The organism is Paludibacterium flexuosum (genome assembly GCF_037076605.1).
Classification (GTDB): Bacteria; Pseudomonadota; Gammaproteobacteria; order Burkholderiales; family Chromobacteriaceae; genus Paludibacterium.
The window spans coordinates 825,275-840,963 of the sequence record NZ_AP029060.1 but is presented as its reverse complement, the minus strand read 5'-3'; the positions used below and the strand labels follow the sequence as shown (position 1 = coordinate 840,963).

Annotated in this window: 11 protein-coding genes; 6 read left to right on the top strand and 5 right to left on the bottom strand. The window is 62.2% G+C overall.

Annotated features, from left to right (window positions below):
• Nucleotides 1–30: 30 nt before the first annotated feature.
• The 4 genes from AACH39_RS04095 to AACH39_RS04080 all read left to right on the top strand — a co-directional run bounded on the left by AACH39_RS04095 (nt 31) and on the right by AACH39_RS04080 (nt 4,102).
• Entirely contained in the window at nt 31–831 is an 801-nt protein-coding gene (locus tag AACH39_RS04095) for a hypothetical protein (protein WP_338620961.1), read from the top strand.
• A gap of 110 nt (nt 832–941) precedes the next feature.
• Nucleotides 942–1,676: a transporter substrate-binding domain-containing protein gene (locus tag AACH39_RS04090; RefSeq protein WP_338620960.1), complete on the top strand. Its 735-nt coding sequence runs from the start codon at nt 942–944 to the stop codon at nt 1,674–1,676.
• Between the two features lie 69 nt (nt 1,677–1,745).
• The gene (locus AACH39_RS04085) at nt 1,746–2,906 is read left to right on the top strand and encodes a response regulator (RefSeq protein WP_215782308.1); all 1,161 of its coding nucleotides are present in this window, start codon (nt 1,746–1,748) and stop codon (nt 2,904–2,906) included.
• Nucleotides 2,907–3,271: 365 nt separating this feature from the next.
• The gene (locus AACH39_RS04080; protein ID WP_338620959.1) at nt 3,272–4,102 is read left to right on the top strand and encodes a hypothetical protein; all 831 of its coding nucleotides are present in this window, start codon (nt 3,272–3,274) and stop codon (nt 4,100–4,102) included.
• Here the strand turns inward: AACH39_RS04080 and AACH39_RS04075 are convergent.
• The 4 genes from AACH39_RS04075 to AACH39_RS04060 form a co-directional block, all read right to left on the bottom strand.
• Complete coding sequence (locus AACH39_RS04075) at nt 4,060–4,677, bottom strand: biliverdin-producing heme oxygenase (RefSeq protein WP_338620958.1); 618 nt, start codon at nt 4,675–4,677, stop codon at nt 4,060–4,062. The two genes, AACH39_RS04080 and AACH39_RS04075, sit on opposite strands and share 43 nt — an antisense overlap.
• Before the next feature lie 11 nt (nt 4,678–4,688).
• A complete protein-coding gene (locus AACH39_RS04070) occupies nt 4,689–8,156 on the bottom strand; it encodes a response regulator (RefSeq protein WP_338620957.1) in 3,468 nt (1,155 codons plus the stop codon).
• A gap of 181 nt (nt 8,157–8,337) precedes the next feature.
• Nucleotides 8,338–9,363 (bottom strand): BMP family ABC transporter substrate-binding protein, encoded by a 1,026-nt coding sequence (locus tag AACH39_RS04065; RefSeq protein ID WP_338620956.1) that lies wholly within the window; start codon nt 9,361–9,363, stop codon nt 8,338–8,340.
• Nucleotides 9,364–9,457: 94 nt separating this feature from the next.
• Entirely contained in the window at nt 9,458–10,615 is a 1,158-nt protein-coding gene (locus AACH39_RS04060) for a SpoIIE family protein phosphatase (RefSeq protein WP_215782313.1), read from the bottom strand.
• Between the two features lie 210 nt (nt 10,616–10,825).
• Between AACH39_RS04060 and AACH39_RS04055 the strand changes: the two genes are divergently transcribed.
• On the top strand, nt 10,826–12,145 hold the full coding sequence (locus tag AACH39_RS04055) for a tetratricopeptide repeat protein (RefSeq protein WP_338620955.1): 1,320 nt from the start codon (nt 10,826–10,828) through the stop codon (nt 12,143–12,145).
• Between the two features lie 14 nt (nt 12,146–12,159).
• Here the strand turns inward: AACH39_RS04055 and AACH39_RS04050 are convergent, their stop codons facing one another.
• Nucleotides 12,160–14,859 carry an EAL domain-containing protein gene (locus AACH39_RS04050; RefSeq protein ID WP_338620954.1) on the bottom strand — a complete coding sequence of 900 codons (2,700 nt, stop codon included), beginning with the start codon at nt 14,857–14,859 and terminating at the stop codon, nt 12,160–12,162.
• A 124-nt stretch (nt 14,860–14,983) separates the two neighbouring features.
• On the opposite strand from AACH39_RS04050, the gene AACH39_RS04045 reads away from it, so the two are divergent.
• Nucleotides 14,984–15,652, top strand: coding sequence for a cytochrome b/b6 domain-containing protein (locus AACH39_RS04045; RefSeq protein ID WP_338620953.1), 669 nt, complete (start codon nt 14,984–14,986; stop codon nt 15,650–15,652).
• Nucleotides 15,653–15,689 lie beyond the last annotated feature (37 nt).

Here is a 15,689-nt window from a genome sequence, read left to right as displayed (position 1 = left end):
CAATCAGAACACTTAACATCGGAGTGGCTCATGCGCCTCAGGTCCTGTCTGTCTGGCATGTTGCTGTGGTTCAGTGCCATGAGTGTCCTGGCCTCCCCGCTGGTCTTGCATGTCTCGCCGCTCGGGGACTATCAGCGGGTGCTCGGGCCGTCGCTGAATGATCTGCGCGGTCTGACGCTGGAAATTGCCGCAGGGACATTGCGGCTGGCCAATCTGCCGGTGCAGCTGGCACGACCCGCTCCCTGGCTCCGAGCGCAGAAAGAGGCCGAGGAAAGCCCCGGCGCCCTGCTGGTCGGGCTGGCGCGCGTACCGGAACGTGAGGCGCACTGGCAGTGGGTGGGGGTGATGGTGGAAGACAGGGTGCTGGCCTTTACCTTGCAGGGCCGTCCGGTCTATCGCGACTGGGCGGCCATTCAGCGCGCCAGGGTCAAGGTCGTGACCCGGCTGGGCAGTGCCTCTGCCGCCATGGCGCGCGCCGCCGGTCTGCCGCTGCAGACGGCAGATGACATGAGCAGCAATTACCTGGCCCTGATCAATGGTCAGGCCGGGGTGTTGCTGACGCAGGAAATGGATGTCTATGCCAGCTGGCAGCAAATGATGCAAAGCCCCTATCGGCAACAATTTCGTACCGGTCTGCATGGCGTGCAGCGTACGGCCTTGCAGGCCATCTCGCTGTGGATGGTGGTGTCGCGCGGGACGCCCGCTGCGGAGGTCGAACGTCTGCGCCGTGCCTTGCAGGCGTTTCGTCAGACGGCGGACTATCACAATATCGTGGCGCAGTACCGGCAACGTGCAGCCATGATGGAACAGGGTAAGTTGCCTACGTCCTGAAATATCTATTGTGAGTTGCTAAATGTCATAATGAGCGGATGCCGCTGCGCTTATAGTCGATGCTGGATTAAACAGATAAAGGTGGTCAGCGTGTTTTTCAGGAGAACCGGATGAAACGTGGCTGCTTATGGCTGCTGGGCGCCTGGCTGGCGCCTGTGGCAGCGCATCCGCTGCTGCTCTGTGCCGAGCCCTGGTATCCCTTTGTGTATCAGGAAGAGGGTCAGGTGCGTGGTTTGTTGGCCAATGCGCTGCAACGTCTGCCGGATGTCTCGGTTCACTACCGTTTCATGTCTTTGTCCGGTTGTCAGAAACTGATGAAGCAGGACAAGGTGGACATGGTGGCTTTTGCCGCCGGCAAGCATGCGCCGGCCGGATGGCTGACCACGCGTCAGACGCTGGTGAGCTGGGTGTTGTATGCCTGGGTGCCCGCCACCAGTCAGGACTCGCATTTCGATGCGGCACAATTTGGCAACCGGCGCCTTGCCTGGGTCAATGCCTATGATTATCCCTTCAGTGTGCAAAACGATCATCGCTATCAGCGGGTCGAGGCGCTGGACGCGGACGAGGCGGTCAGCCTGCTGGCCCGCGGCCGGGTCGACCTGATCCTGGATGACCCTTTCCTGACCCAGGGCATTGACCCGGATCTGGCCAATGGCATCCGCCGCCTGCCGGAGGTGGTGGCCATGCGTCCCCAGCCCCTGGCCCTGCGCCCGGGGCTGGCGGCGCTGCGTGACCGGATTGATCGTGAAATACAGAAAATGCGCAGCGACGGCAGCCTCGATGCCTTCTACCAGTTTCATTTTGGCAGCAGCCTGACTACCCTCATGGGCAAATTGCCTTCCTAGCAGGTGCCTCACTATATTTCATATAGACGAGGTGATTTTTACATCGCTCAACCGCGACAGGAGGCGTGCATGACAGAACGGCCAACGATTCTCGTTGTGGACGATGAAGCCCTGCCGCGGGCCTTTGTCAGCGCCGCCTTGCAGCAGGACTACCAGGTGCTGGAGGCTGAAAACGGCGAGATGGCCCTGAGCATGGCCCAGCAGCATCTGCCGCAATTGGTGCTGCTGGATATCCTGATGCCGGGGCAGGATGGCTTCAGTGTCTGCCGCGCTCTGCGTGCCGATGGCCAGACCAGTGAAATCCCGGTGCTGTTCGTCTCGGCCGGCGTGTCGGAAGAAGATCGTCTGGCGGCCTATGAGGCCGGTGGTGATGATTTTGTCAGCAAGCCGGTCAACCCTGCCGAATTGCTGGCCAAGGTCGGGGTGGTGCTCAAGCATGCCAGCGAACGGGTGCGCCTGAGTGACAACTCGCGCGAAGCCTTCCAGACCGCCATGACCGCCATGTCATCGGTGGCCGAGCTTGGCGTGGTTTTGCAAAGCCTGCGTCAGGGATTTTCCTGCCATGGCCTGGCGGAACTGGCCGAGGTGCTGTTGCAGGCCTGCAGCGAATATCAGCTGGATGCCTGTGTCGCTCTGCGCAGCATGGATGACTGCCTGTTTCGCAGCCAGCGCGGTGCCGTGTCTGCCGTGGAAGAAGGGGTGTTGACCCATCTGGCCGGTACAGACCGTATTCGCAGCCTCGGTCGCCAGACCGTCTTCAACGATCATGGTATTACGCTGCTGATCAAGAACATGCCGGTGGAGGATGGTGAGCGTGCCGGACGCCTGCGCGACAATCTGGCCCTGATCGTTGAAGGTTGCCAGGCGCGGCTCGAGGCCCTGGGCGCCGAGGCACTGTTGCGTGAACGCGAACTGGCCGCCGGTCTGCAACAGGAAAAGGATGCCGCGGCCGCCAGACAGTCACAGCTGTTGCAGGCCGCGATGACCGCGCTGGCCGAGATTGATGCACGCCACCAGACCAATCGGGCACAGACCGAGCAGATTCTGGACAGCATGCTGATCGAGATGGAAAACACCTTTATCCGGCTGAGCCTGACGCAGCAACAGGAGGCGGCGGTGGCGCAGATGCTGCGTCAGACGGCCGAACAGATTTCCGGTCTGTATCTGAATGGTCTGGATGTGGCCGGGCATTTGCGTGCACTGCGGGCCTTGCAGGGCGGGCCTCGCTGAACAGGGAGTCGGCGCATGGGCAAGAAAATTTTGCTGGTGGATGACCATGATCTGATTGCCATTCAGCTGGAGGCCATTCTTGGCGAGGATTTCGTGCTTGCCCACGCGGCGACGGCCAGTGATGGGCTGGTGCAGGCACGCACGATGCAGCCGGATATGATTTTGCTCGACGTGCAACTGGCTGACCTGGATGGCTACAGCGTCTGCCGGCGCTTCAAGGCAGAAGAGGGCGTGGCCCACATTCCGGTAATCTTCGTGTCGGCCCGCACCGGGCTGGAAGATCGTCTCAGGGGCTATGAGGCCGGGGGCAGGACTATATCACCAAGCCGTTTTCCGCCGAAGAGCTGCGGGAAAAGCTCAAGGCCATGCAGCAATACATTCGTCAGCAGAGAGCCTTGCGGTCCCTGGCGCAGGCGGCGGCAAAGACCGCCAATGTGGCGCTGGAAAGTGCCGGCGATGCCGGCCGCATACTGGGTTTTCTGCGACGTGCCGCCACCTTGCACGCCTATCCCGCGCTGGCCGAGGCCGCGCTGTCGGCGCTGTCGGATGATCAGCTCACCGCCAGCATCCAGCTGCGCAGCCGAGAGGCCTCATGGTCCTTTAGCCATCATGGCCCCTGTTCGCCACTGGAAGTCTCCGTGCTGAGCAATATGGCCAATCAGGATCGCATCGTCGATCTTGGTTCCCGCTCGGCGTTCAACTACCCGGCCGTGACGCTGATCATCGACAATATGCCAACGGATGAGCCGGAACGTTACGCTCGCATCAAGGACGTGGCGGCCATGCTGGCGGAGTCGGTCGATATTCGCATGAGTACGCTGGGTCTGTATCTGGCCACGCGCGAGCGCAGCGAACGGCTGCTGCAGATCCTCGAGCACAATAGCCAGGTGATGACCGGGATCGAGCAGCACCATGGCCAGCAGCGCCATGCCAGCGAGCAGATTCTCGGCAAGCTGGTCAAGGATATCGAGGACGCCTTCCTGCATCTGGGGCTGAGTGAGCGACAGGAGTTCGAGTTGCAGCGCATGACGCGCGATGCGGTGCAGTCTGCCCAGGATCTGTATCAGGACAAGGTCGACACGGCGGCCATTCTGCATGACCTGCAGCAGGCCATTGCCCAGGTCAAGGCCGATCTGGCCAGTGATGTCCTGCCTCAGCCGGTGGCGCCCAAAGCCGACGACATCGAGTTGTTCTGAGTGTGTTGTCCGGTCAGCTGGTCGAGATGTGCGGCGAACAGCCGGAAGACCCTGTCGGCACCGCGCGCCGCTGCCGGGTATTGAGCGGGCGGGCAGGTCGCCTCGGCATAATGCAGGAAGTCCTGCCACAGCGCCTCGGTCTGTCTGCCGCGACCATGAAAAAACCTCAGGGGAATGGTCTCCCCCAGTGTTTCTCTCACCTTGCGGGCAATGAACTGCCCGCCCAGTGCCGAGCCTTCCAGGGTGTACAGATAACCGATCCATTCCGCCGTGTCGCCCGGCGTCTGAAGGGCTTGCCGCAGTGCCCAGGGTTGCCGCTGCAGTGCCTGCAGGTCTTGCTGCAGGGAGGGCAGCCGGCGTCGGGGCCGGTAGTCGAAACCGTTGGCCATGAGGGCCTGGCTGGCGAGAATCACGCGTTCGCTTTCGGCATAGAGGCCATGCAGGGCTGCCAGCGCATCGCCATAACTTTGCCGGCTCAGCGCCTTGTGCAGCAGGGGGCGCAGCAAGGCATGCTGGTCGAGATGCTGGTGTGCCGCCCGGGTGGCCTGCTGCAGGTACTGCTGCAAGGAAGACATGGACGTATCCCTCATGATTTGGGTGCCTGTTCGGCCAGGGTCTGGTCAATCTGCTGCAAGACCTGCTGCATTTCGACGCGCATGGTCTCCAGCTGGGCGCTGAAGCGCTCGTCCTGCGGCAGGGATTCCAGCGTGGCCGCCTGTTGAAACAGCTGCATGGCCCCGATGGTGCCGGCCGCCCCCTTCAGCTTGTGAATCAGCTGGCGCATGGCATCGATCTTGCGCTGGCGGATCGCCTCCTCGATGAGTGGGATGGCATTGCCATGCTGGATACGGAACACGGTCAGCATTTTGTGATAGGCGATGGTGTTGTTGCTGACATGTGCCAGACCCGCTTGCAGATCCAGTCCCGGGCTGCTTGCCTGTGCGGCGTCCTCTTGTGGCTTCGCCTTGACTGATGGGTGTTTGCCCGCACACAGGTACTGCAGCAGCATCTGCTGCAGCAGGGGCGGCGAGACGGGTTTGGTGATCAGATCGTTCATGCCGGCTGCCAGGCAGCGGGCATGTTCCTCCGGCATGGCATGCGCGGTCATGGCGATGACCGGCAGGGAGGCCAGGGCGGGCTGACCACGCAGGGCTCTTGTGGCCGTGATACCGTCCATATTCGGCATCTGGATGTCCATCAGCACCAGATCAACAGTCTGCTGTTGCAGGCGTTGCAGCGCTTCCACCCCGTCCGAGGCCAGCGTGACCACGATGCCGACCTCTTCCAGCAGGCCCTTGCCCACCAGGCGATTGACCTCGTTATCCTCGACCAGCAATACCCGCTTGCCGCGCAGCGCGCTGACAGGGGGTGCCTGGGGTGGCTTGTCGGCGCGCCGCAGCGGCGTGACCAGCAGGCGATCCAGTGCCTCGCACAGTGCGCTGCGCTCCAGCGGACGCGGCAAGATGCCCTGGATGTCTTTGGCAGCCACGGCTGATTGCAGGGCAGCGGGGTCGTCGCTCAGCAACAGAATGGGCTGTGACTGAAACCGGGCGTGCTGGCGCAGTTGACGGATCAGGGCCAGATCCTGATCGGGCTCGGCGCCATCGATCAGCAACAGCCGGTAGAGGTCGTCCTGCTGTTCAGGATCAATATGGCACTGATGTGCCTGGCGTTCGGCATAGCTGAAGGGGTAACTCAGTTCCTGCAGCAGGTGGGCCAGCATGGAGCGTGTAAAACCGGCGTCGGCCACCACCAGGATTTTCTCGTGGCGCAAGGCGGCTTTGCCGCGTGCGTTGGCGACCTTGCCGGGGGTCTGTTCGAACCACAGCTGCACGCTGAAGCGCGTGCCGGCGTCGGGCTGGCTGTCCAGTTGCAGGCTGCCGCCCAGCAGCGCGACCAGGCGGCGCACGATCGCCAGACCGAGCCCTGAGCCGCCATAGCGACGGGTTGTCGAGGTATCGGCCTGCTCGAACGCTTCGAAGATCCTGGCCTGCTGGGCCGGCGTCATGCCGATGCCGGTATCCTGGACCTCGAAGCGCAGCCGCAGCCGGCGCGCGACGGATTCCATGACCTTGATGCGCAGGGTGATCGAGCCCCGCTCGGTGAACTTCACTGCATTGCTCAGCAGGTTGAGCAGAATCTGCTGCAAGCGCAGCGGGTCACCGGACAGCTCGACTTCGCTGCCCTTGTCCGATTCGACCTGGAAAGCCAGCCCCTTGCCTTCGGCGGCCAGGCGGATCATCGGCTCAATCTTGTCCAGGGTGTCGCTCAGGCGGAAGGGGACCGTCTCGATCTTCAGCTTGCCGGCCTCGATGCGCGAGAAATCCAGAATGTCATTGATGACCTGCAGCAGGGTCTGCGAGGTATCCATCACTTTGCCCAGGTAATCTCGCTGGTGCGGGTCGAGTGGTGTTTGCAGGCAAAGATGGGTCAAGCCGATGATGCCGTTGAGCGGCGTGCGGATTTCATGGCTCATATTGGCCAGAAAATCACTTTTGGCCCGGCTGGCGGCTTCGGCCGCATCGCTGTGCTGGCGAGCCTGCTCGACCAGAAGCTGCATCAGGGACAGGGAGAACAGGCGCACGGCATCAATGGTGGCCTGGCGCCATGGCTCGGCGGTGCCCATGACGGTTTCAATCCAGACGGCAAAGGATCGTCGCGGCTCGACACGGGGCTGCCCGCCCTGGTCGGAGACCACCTTTGCATAGGGGTTGCCGGCCCAGGCAATGTCACGCACCACTTCCGGCCGATACCAGCAGATGAAGTTGCTGCGGGTGTTGTCCAGGTCGATGGCCAGCAGCCCGGCGGCCAGGTCAAACCAGTCACGGGCGGGCGGGTATCGTTCGCCCAGGCTGTCGCAACTGAACACGCCATCGACGAAAGACTGTTGCTGCAGCCAGGTTTCCAGTGCCGCGATTTCCTGCTCTGTCGGGGTGTTGCCGATGCGATGGCGTTTGCCGGCAAACAGGATGGAGCTGCCGCCGGCTTGCGCCAGGCTCAGGTAGTCCTCGGCATACATCTGCAAGACACGCTCCAGATTGTCGCTGTGGCGGATCAGGCGATAGAGCTTGCTCAGGCTCTGGCGGACCCGTTCCATCGAGCGGCTGTAAGCGCGCGATTGCAGAGACTCGATCTTGAGGCTGACCGCGGTGCCGATACACTCCAGGGCTTCCAGCTGCTGCATCGGCAAGGCTTTGGCCTGCTGGTGATGGCAGGCGATCAGGCCCCAGAGCTGCTGGTTGTACAGGATGGAGACGGTGACGGTGGCGCGGACGCCCATATTGCGCAGGTACTCGATATGGATCGGTGACATGGCGCGCAAGCGCGAGCGCCCCAGATCGAGTGCCTGCCCTTCGACCGGCGGATGCCGGGGCAGGATCGGGATGTTCTCGGCTTCGGCATCGACCAGTTCGCGCAGCATTTTTTTGCTGAACAGTGCGCGCGCCTGCGGGGGGATGTCGGAGGCCGGGAAATGGTGGTGCAGCAGGGAAGGAAACACCGGGCTGCGGCTTTCGCCGATGACGGCGCCGTTCCATTTGTCGTCGAAGCGATACAGCAGCACCCGGTCAAAACCACTGAGCTGGCGTACCTGTTCGCAGATGAACTGGCAGTAAGCTTCCAGTGAACCATCCTGCGCCGGCGGGGTCAGGGTCTGGCGCATCAGGCCGAGCAGCTGGTTCTGTTGCAGGGGGTCGGCGTCGGACTGGCGGGTCAGTTCGATCAGGGTCCATGCCTGACTGCGATGTGCCTGGGCCAGCCAGGATTGCACGCCAATGCGCAGTGGCAGGACGGCGCTGTCGCTCAGGGCCAGGCACTGTCGGGTATTGTCCGTCCCGAGCAGGGCCTCGGCCGGCTGGTCCAGCCAGTCTGCGGTGGCTTTGTCCTGCAGCAGGTGCAGATTGTTGCTGGCCATGCGGATGAGGCCTTGATCATCCAGCGCCAGCAGGATGCCATGCGGCTGAATGGTGCCGCAAAGATGAATCGGCTCCGAGGCGCAATGGGCCAGCGCCAGCGCCAACTGTGTCGGGTCCGCAACCGAAGGGGAATCCGCCATGTCCCTCCCTTTCCAAGTCAGACTGGCAAATTATGCTATTCGATTTAAATTGTTTTTTGTGAACCTGTTTAGAATTCAGTATAGGCGAGAATGGCGTGCCTGCCGCGCGCTGTCCACTGGGCTTAGGGACACGCCGGCTGTCCTGTTGTCCGGGCGCCCGTTTGCCTGAAGCCGGCAAAAGCTACGGGTGCAGGGTTGCCGGGATCGTCGGACATTGATGGGTGGTGCGGTAATCGATGACGGACAGGCGTCCGCTGACGATGTTCCGCCGGGCCTGTGCCAGTTTTTGTTGCATGTCGAGATCAATCAGCCCCTGGTTGTAACGATCCATGGCCAGCCCGAGCGCATCGTCACGCAGGCCGAGCACCCGGACACCGGCATGCCAGCGCCCCCTTTGGCCGTCCCGCAGGGTTTGATAGACCGCCAGGTCGATGCGTTTGACCATGGAACTGAGCATGACGCCGGGAAAGAGGGCGTTTTGATTGATATCTACCCCGATGGCGAATTTGCCGGCCTCGGCCACGGCTTGCAGCGAGCCCAGACCGGTATGGCCGGCGGCGGCGTAGATGACGTCGGCAGCGTGGCGCAATTGTGCCTGGGCCAGTTGCTTGCCGCGTGCCGGGTCATTGAAGGCGGCCGGGGTGTTGCCGGCCATGTCCTGCAATACCCGGATGCGCGGGTTGATGTAGCGCGCTCCCTGGGCGTAGCCGCAGCCAAATGCCCGAATCAGCGGGGTATCCATGCCTCCGACGAAGCCGATTGTGCCGCTGCGTGATTTGAGTGCGGCGGCCATGCCGGCCAGAAACGAGCCTTCGTGCTCCTTGAACAGAATGCTTTGCACGTTGCGCCCGGGGGCGGCGGCATCAATCAGCGTGAACCGGGTGTGCGGGTAGCGGGGCGCCACCTTTTCGATCGCCGGTGCGAAGAGGAAGCTGACTGCCACGATCATGCTCGGATGGCGGCGTGCCTGCTGCTCAAGCAGTGCTTCCGGTGTCATGCCATGACGCAGACTGACCTGGCGATAGGCGAGATGGGTCTCGTGCGCGAAGCGCTCCGCCCCCTGCCAGGCATTCTGGCCGTAGCCTTTGTCGAAACGCCCCGAGGTGCTGTCGTAGAGCAGGACCGGGGTAAAGGATTGACCTGAGGCGGCACAGGCCAGCAGCAGAGAGAGCACTGGCGGAAGAAAGCGCTTCAGGTCGGGGCGCATGGCCAATCCTTGCGGCAAGAATAGTTGCATAAGTATAACTACCTATTCTTGACGAAGGGAAGCAATATGACGATGCGGTGACGAGGGCGGGGGCTTAGTCGCTGGGGACGTGCAGCCGGACGACCAGCAGGGAGACATCATCCTTGGCATCGTCCCCATCCAGGTGGCGGCTGAGTGCTTCCAGGATGCTGTTGCCTACCGCATCCGGCCAGCCATGCTCAATGGCATGCTGAACACCGCTCAGCCCGAACTGGTCACCTTTCAGGTTGCTGGCTTCGGTGATGCCGTCGGAGGACAGTACCAGCAGATCACCGTCTTCCCAGTGGACTTGCTGCAAGGTGTTGTCGAAATCGGCTTCGTCCAGAATGCCCAGCGGCGGGTAGCGCGAGGGGAAGCCATGCTTGAGTTGCCCGCCGCGCCCGATCAGCAGGGCGCAGGGAATGCCCCCGTTCCAGATGGACAGGGTGCGGTGCAGGTAATCGATCGAGCACAGGGCGGCAGCGACAAAGCGGCCGGTGGGCAGCAGGCTGTGCAATTTTTTGTTGATGCCGCCAGCCAGCAAGCTGGTCGACAGGAACTGTTTCACCAGTTCGTAGAAGCCGTCGATGACCGGCAGGGCACTGATGGCGGCGGTCAGGCCGTGGCCGGTGCAGTCTGCCAGCAGGAAGTGCTCCAGACCCGGGGCGGAGTGGCTGCGGCAGATGATGTCACCGTTGAAGATGCCGGCCGGGTGCAGGGTGTGCCAGATGTGGGCCTGGCCGACAAAGGAGCGGTAGGTCAGGCGCTGGATCAGTTCCAGTGCCAGGGTCTGCTCGAATTCGTTCTCTTCGTAATAGCGTGCCAGCCGCACGGCATCGTCGGTCAGTTGGCGTTGCAGACGGGAGATCCGCAGGAAAACACGGATCTTCGCCAGCAGCATGTCGGGATTGGCCGGTTTGCAGAGGTAGTCGTCGCCCCCCACCGTCAGACCCGCCAGGATGTGGTCGGCGTCGTCGTCTGACGACAGGAAAATAATCGGCATCCATTCGTCGACAAACTGCTTGCGCAGCTGGTCGGTGAGCTGCAGACCATCCATGCCGGTCATCTGCAGGCTCATCACCACCAGATCCGGACGATGATTCTGGCAGAATGCCAGCGCCTCCTGGCCGCTGTGTACGCCGGTGCAGCGAAAGCCAGCCTGCTGGAGAAACAGCACCAGCGGACTGAGTGCGGCGACGTCATCATCGACCAGTAAAATCAATGGAAGCGGCATGTTTTCCTCAAGCCGTCAGCCTTGCGGCCATGTGCATCAGTGGTATTGAGTTGTCTTTGAATCGGGCTATTGGCTCCCAGATGTCATTATCGATAGCGTCGGCAGGAATGCAAGGAAAATAGAGCTATCACATTGGTTGTGATAAACAAATATAATGCCCCACTTTGTGAACTTGAACCCCGCTGTCGACACAGCGGACGGGAGTGTGACATGAGCTCTTCGGATTACCGGTCGATCTCGCCGGAAGCCCAGGCCGCCCTGGCGGCCGCCTGGCAGGCGCAGTGCGACGGTCGCCTGCAATGGGCGGGGGAGGGCTATCAGGGCTTGCTGGCGGACTGGCCATGCTGGCCCGAGTTGCACTATCGCTTTGGCTTGTGGCTGTATCAGACCGGGCAGGGCGATTATGCCGTGCAGGCGCTGCATCAGGCGGTCGCGCTGGCGCCGCATCAGACTGCGTGGCCGAACGATCTGGGCAATATGCTGGCAGCCCAGGGGCGTCACGATGAGGCGGCGGCCGCCTTCATTCTGGCGCTGGAGCGTGACGCCCGTCAGGTGCAGGTCTGGCGCAATCTGGGCAGTGTCCTGCTGGCCGCGGGCAAGGCCGCCGAGGCCAGAACGGCGTTTGAGCAGGCGCTGGCCCTGGACCCGGCTCAGGCCGAGAGCTGGAACAGTCTGGGTACGGTCTATGCCGCGCTGGGCGAGGTGCTGGAAGCCGCCCGGTGCCAGTGTCAGGCCTATGTGCTGCCGCCGCATGACGACAAGGCTCACCATATCCTGGCGATTGCCTTTTATGTTCTGGGACGGATCGATGAGGCCGCCGAGATCTATCGGCAGTGGCTGGCGCAGGAGCCGGAGAATCCGATTGCGGCCCATATGCTGGCGGCCTGTACGGTGGAAAATGTGCCGGCGCGGGCTTCGGATGCCTATCTGCAGATGTATTTCGATCAGGCCGCTGATGTGTTCGACAGCAAAATGATCGGCACGCTGGAGTACAGCATTCCGGCCCGTCTGGACGAGATGCTGACACGCCACGGGGTGGGCGAGGGGCTGGCGATTCTCGATGCCGGGTGTGGTACGGGCTTGTGTGGCCCTTATCTGGCGGCACGTGCCCGTCAGTTGGTCGGTGTGGACCTGTCGGCCAGGAGTCTGGCTCTGGCTGCCCGCAAGGGGTGCTATCACCAGCTGCAGCAGGTGGAAATGGTGGCTTACCTGCGCACGCTGCCTGCGGACAGTCTCGATCTGATCGCCAGTGCCGACACTTTCATCTATTTTGGCGCGCTGGATGAGTTGCTAAGGGAAATGGCGCGGGTATTGCGCCCCGGTGGCTACTTGCTGGCCTCGGCGGAAGAGCGCTTTGTGGAGGGCGATTTCGGCATTACGCCGAGCGGACGCTATCAACATGCGCAGGCTTATCTGCATCAGGGTCTTGAGTCCGCGGGGATGCAGCCGGTTGAGCTGACGCAGTTGGTGGTGCGAGAGGAGCTGGCCCTGCCGGTGGATGGTCTGCTGTTGCTGGCCGTGAAGCGCTGAACGGCGCGTTCCCCTCAGGGCAGCCCGATGTCCGGGTGCTGCAGGAAAGCTTCCATCTCGGCGGCCGGGAGCGGCTTGCTGAAGTAGTAGCCCTGGGCGTAATCACCGCCGATAGCGCGCAGGAAGCGCACTTGTTCCGCCTGTTCGACCCCCTCTCCGATCACGCTGGCCCCCATGGCATGTCCCATGGCCACAATCATTTTCACCAGATTGCTTTTCTGCAGGTCTTGCGGGACGGATTCGAAGAATTGCCGGTCAACTTTGAGACGGTTCACCGGGAAGCGGCGTAAATAGCTGAAGCTGGCATAGCCGGTACCGAAGTCGTCGATGGCCATTTCGACTTGCAGGGCTTGTAGTTCGCGCAGATTGGTTTCGACCTCGCTGGTATGGCTCATGGCAATGCTTTCGGTCAATTCCAGTTCGATGGCGCTGGGCGGCAGTGCGTGACGTGCCAGTATCTCGCGCACCAGCTGATGAAAGCCGGGAGACTCCATTTGTCTGGCCGAGACATTGACGGAGATGCGCAGGGTCGGCGCATGACTGAGGCGCCAGCGTGCCGCATGGGCACAGGCCTGATCCAGCACCCATTTGCCGATGGCGCAAATCAGTACTTCATCTTCTTCGGCCAGCGGGATGAACAGCGCGGGTGAGATCGCGCCGTGTTCGTGATGCTGCCAGCGCAGCAGGGCCTCGGCGCCGCTGACTTGCCCGCTGCGCAGGTCGATCAGCGGCTGGAAGTGAAGTGACAGCTGCCCCTTGTCCATTGCCTGGCGCAATTCCATGCGCAGCTGCTGGCTCTGTTTGCGCTGGTCGTTGAGGTGGCTGTCAAAGCGTGACCAGGGCTGGGGGCTTGGCCCGGGTGTCTGCTGCAGGGCCGCCTGAGCACGCTGTACCAGGGTTTCGGCATCCGGTCCGTCGTCGGGAAAGAAGCTGACCCCCAGCTGGAAGCGTGGGTGCAGTTCATGTGGCGGCAACAGATAGGGGGCGCGGATGCTTTGGTGCAAACCGGAGAGTCGGGCGTTCAGCTCCTCGTCATCCTGCCCTTCCAGCCAGACGGCAAAGCGGGTGTCGCTGAGCCGGGCGGCGATTTCGCCGACGCGGATCAGGTTTTGCAGCCGACGGGCGACTTCATTGGTCAGTGCGGCTCCGGTGGCCTTGTCGAATCCTTCGATAATCTGGGCCAGATCACTTAATTCGATGGCACAACAAATGCCCTGGCGGTCTTTGCCGGTCAGGGCCAGGTTGTCCAGGTGCAGCAGCAGGCGGTGCTGGTTGGGCAGGCCGGTCTGCGAGTCGAAGTAGAACAGGTTGGCCAGCTCGTTTTCCGCGGCCTGTCTGGCGCCGGTTTCGGTTTGCAGGGCGATGGCATTGGCTGCCGAGCAGATGAAGTTGATTTCATCCTGGTGCCAGCGCCGGGGTTGCTGGTGTTCGACGCTGATGATGCCGTGCATCTTGTGGCCGACACGGATGGTGGCGATCAGTGCGCTCTGCAGACGGTAGCGCCGGATGTAGCTGACGAAGCTCTCATGCAGCGGGCGGGTATCGATTTCGCGGATGGCCATGAAGCGCAGGCGATCTAGCCGTTCGATGCGTGCCGCGTCGGACATCAGGGTGATTTGTTCGTCCGCCAGATGGGTCTGGCTGTCGCTGCCGGCCACGCGGTGCAGTCGATGTGTATCCAGCGCGTGTTGCCAGATGACGACCCGGCTGGCTTCCAGGGTCTCTGCCAGTTTGCGGCACAGTGCCGACAGCCCGCCGCTGTGCTGCGACTGACTCTGCTCGACGATGTCACGCAAAGCCTGTCCTTGTCTTTCCAGTCGCTGCAGTGTGGCGGCCTGACGGCCCCGCAGCCGGTTGGCCTGGCGCCCGAGCAACCAGCCCAGTAGCAGCAGCAAACTGCACAGTGCCGTGGTCGCAGGCACCAGACGGTGCAGCATGTCTCTGCCCGGGGCGTGAAACTGCCAGCTCAGCCAGGCGAGCGGGCGGCCGTCGATCCCGTGAACCGGCTGTTGCAGGATGTCTGCCTGGCCCGAGGGGCGCAGGGCGATCCAGGCGTTGCTGATGGCGCTGTTGAACGAGATCTGGCGGGCCAGCACGCGATCGACGCGGCGGGCAAAAATCATGACCTTGCGGTGGTTCATCACGGTCGGGCCGTTTTCCTGCAGGACGGGCTGGGCGACCAGCAGCGACAGGTCCCCCTGCAGCAGCGGGCCGCCAGCATGGGTCAGGATGTAGCCGCTGGTCGGATGGCGCGCCTGCTGCAGCAGTACCGACTGCAGCCAGCGCCATGCGGTGTCGTCGAGCGCCAGCGGATCCTGGCCGTCGGCGACTTCGTGGCCATCCTGCAGGGCAAAGATCACCTTTCTGCTGGCCGGATCGACGATCAGGGCACTGTCAATGCGCAGGTTCAGATACACCGAGCGGGTGAGGGCCGAGCGAATCCAGACCATGTCCGGCTCGCTGCGGTTGATGCGACTGCTGGCTTCGTCCCAGATGGCGTAATCGGAGAGTTGGCGTTCCAGTCCCAGCCGCTGTTGCTGCATGCTGTTGGCCAGCTGTTGCTGCAGCAGGGTGCGATATTCGGTGTCCTCCTGCATGGCGCTGTTGAACTGAATGGCCTCGATGCCGCCGATGCCGAGGGTCAGCAGTGCGATCAGCAAGGCCATCTGGTTGGCAAGCAAGCCGCGCCACAGGCGTGACAGGGTGGAGGTCATAAGGCGCTTTTAATAAATATGTGTTTATCTTAGGATTCTATTTCAGAAAAATTTGATGTCACCCCGCTTTTTTGTGCATGAGCATGAAGTGCTTGATGGTGACAGGGCAGAAGGGATTGTCGCGATGAAGCAAATGGTATCGGTGTGGGATGTGCCGACACGGGTTTTTCACTGGACGCTGGTGTTGTTGTTTGCCGGCATGTGGTGGACTGGCACGCAGGGCGGTGACTGGCTGAGATATCACATCTGGTGCGGTGAAGGCGTGGCCGTGCTGCTGGTGTTCCGCCTGCTGTGGGGCTTTCTCGGCAGCCAGACCGCGCGCTTCAGCGACTTTCTCAAGGGACCCGGCGTCATTCGCCGTTATCTGCGTGGCCATTTGCCGGAGGCGCAGCAGCCCGGTCATAACCCGCTGGGCGGACTGATGGTGCTGGCGCTGATCCTGACGCTGCTGTTTCAGGTTGCCAGTGGCATGCTGTCTTCGGATGTGGACAGCTATCTGTTTGATGGTCCGCTGGCGCATCTGGTCAGCAGTTCGGTCTCGGAGAGCATTACTTCGGTGCACAAGCTGTTCTTTGATCTGATCATGGTGCTGGTGGTGCTGCATGTGGCTGCCGTGCTGGCGCACAAGGTGTTCAAAAAACAGAACCTGGTGCATGCCATGCTGTCCGGGCGCAAGGCCATTGAGGGTGAGGTTGCCCCGCTGTATTTCGCACCGTTGCGGCTGGCCTTGCTCAGTCTGGCACTGGCGGTGGGAGCGGTGGCCGCGCTGGTCTTGGTCGTCGGTGGCGCCTGACCGGCAGCTCGCAGCGGGTTGTCAGCAAGAAAAAAAC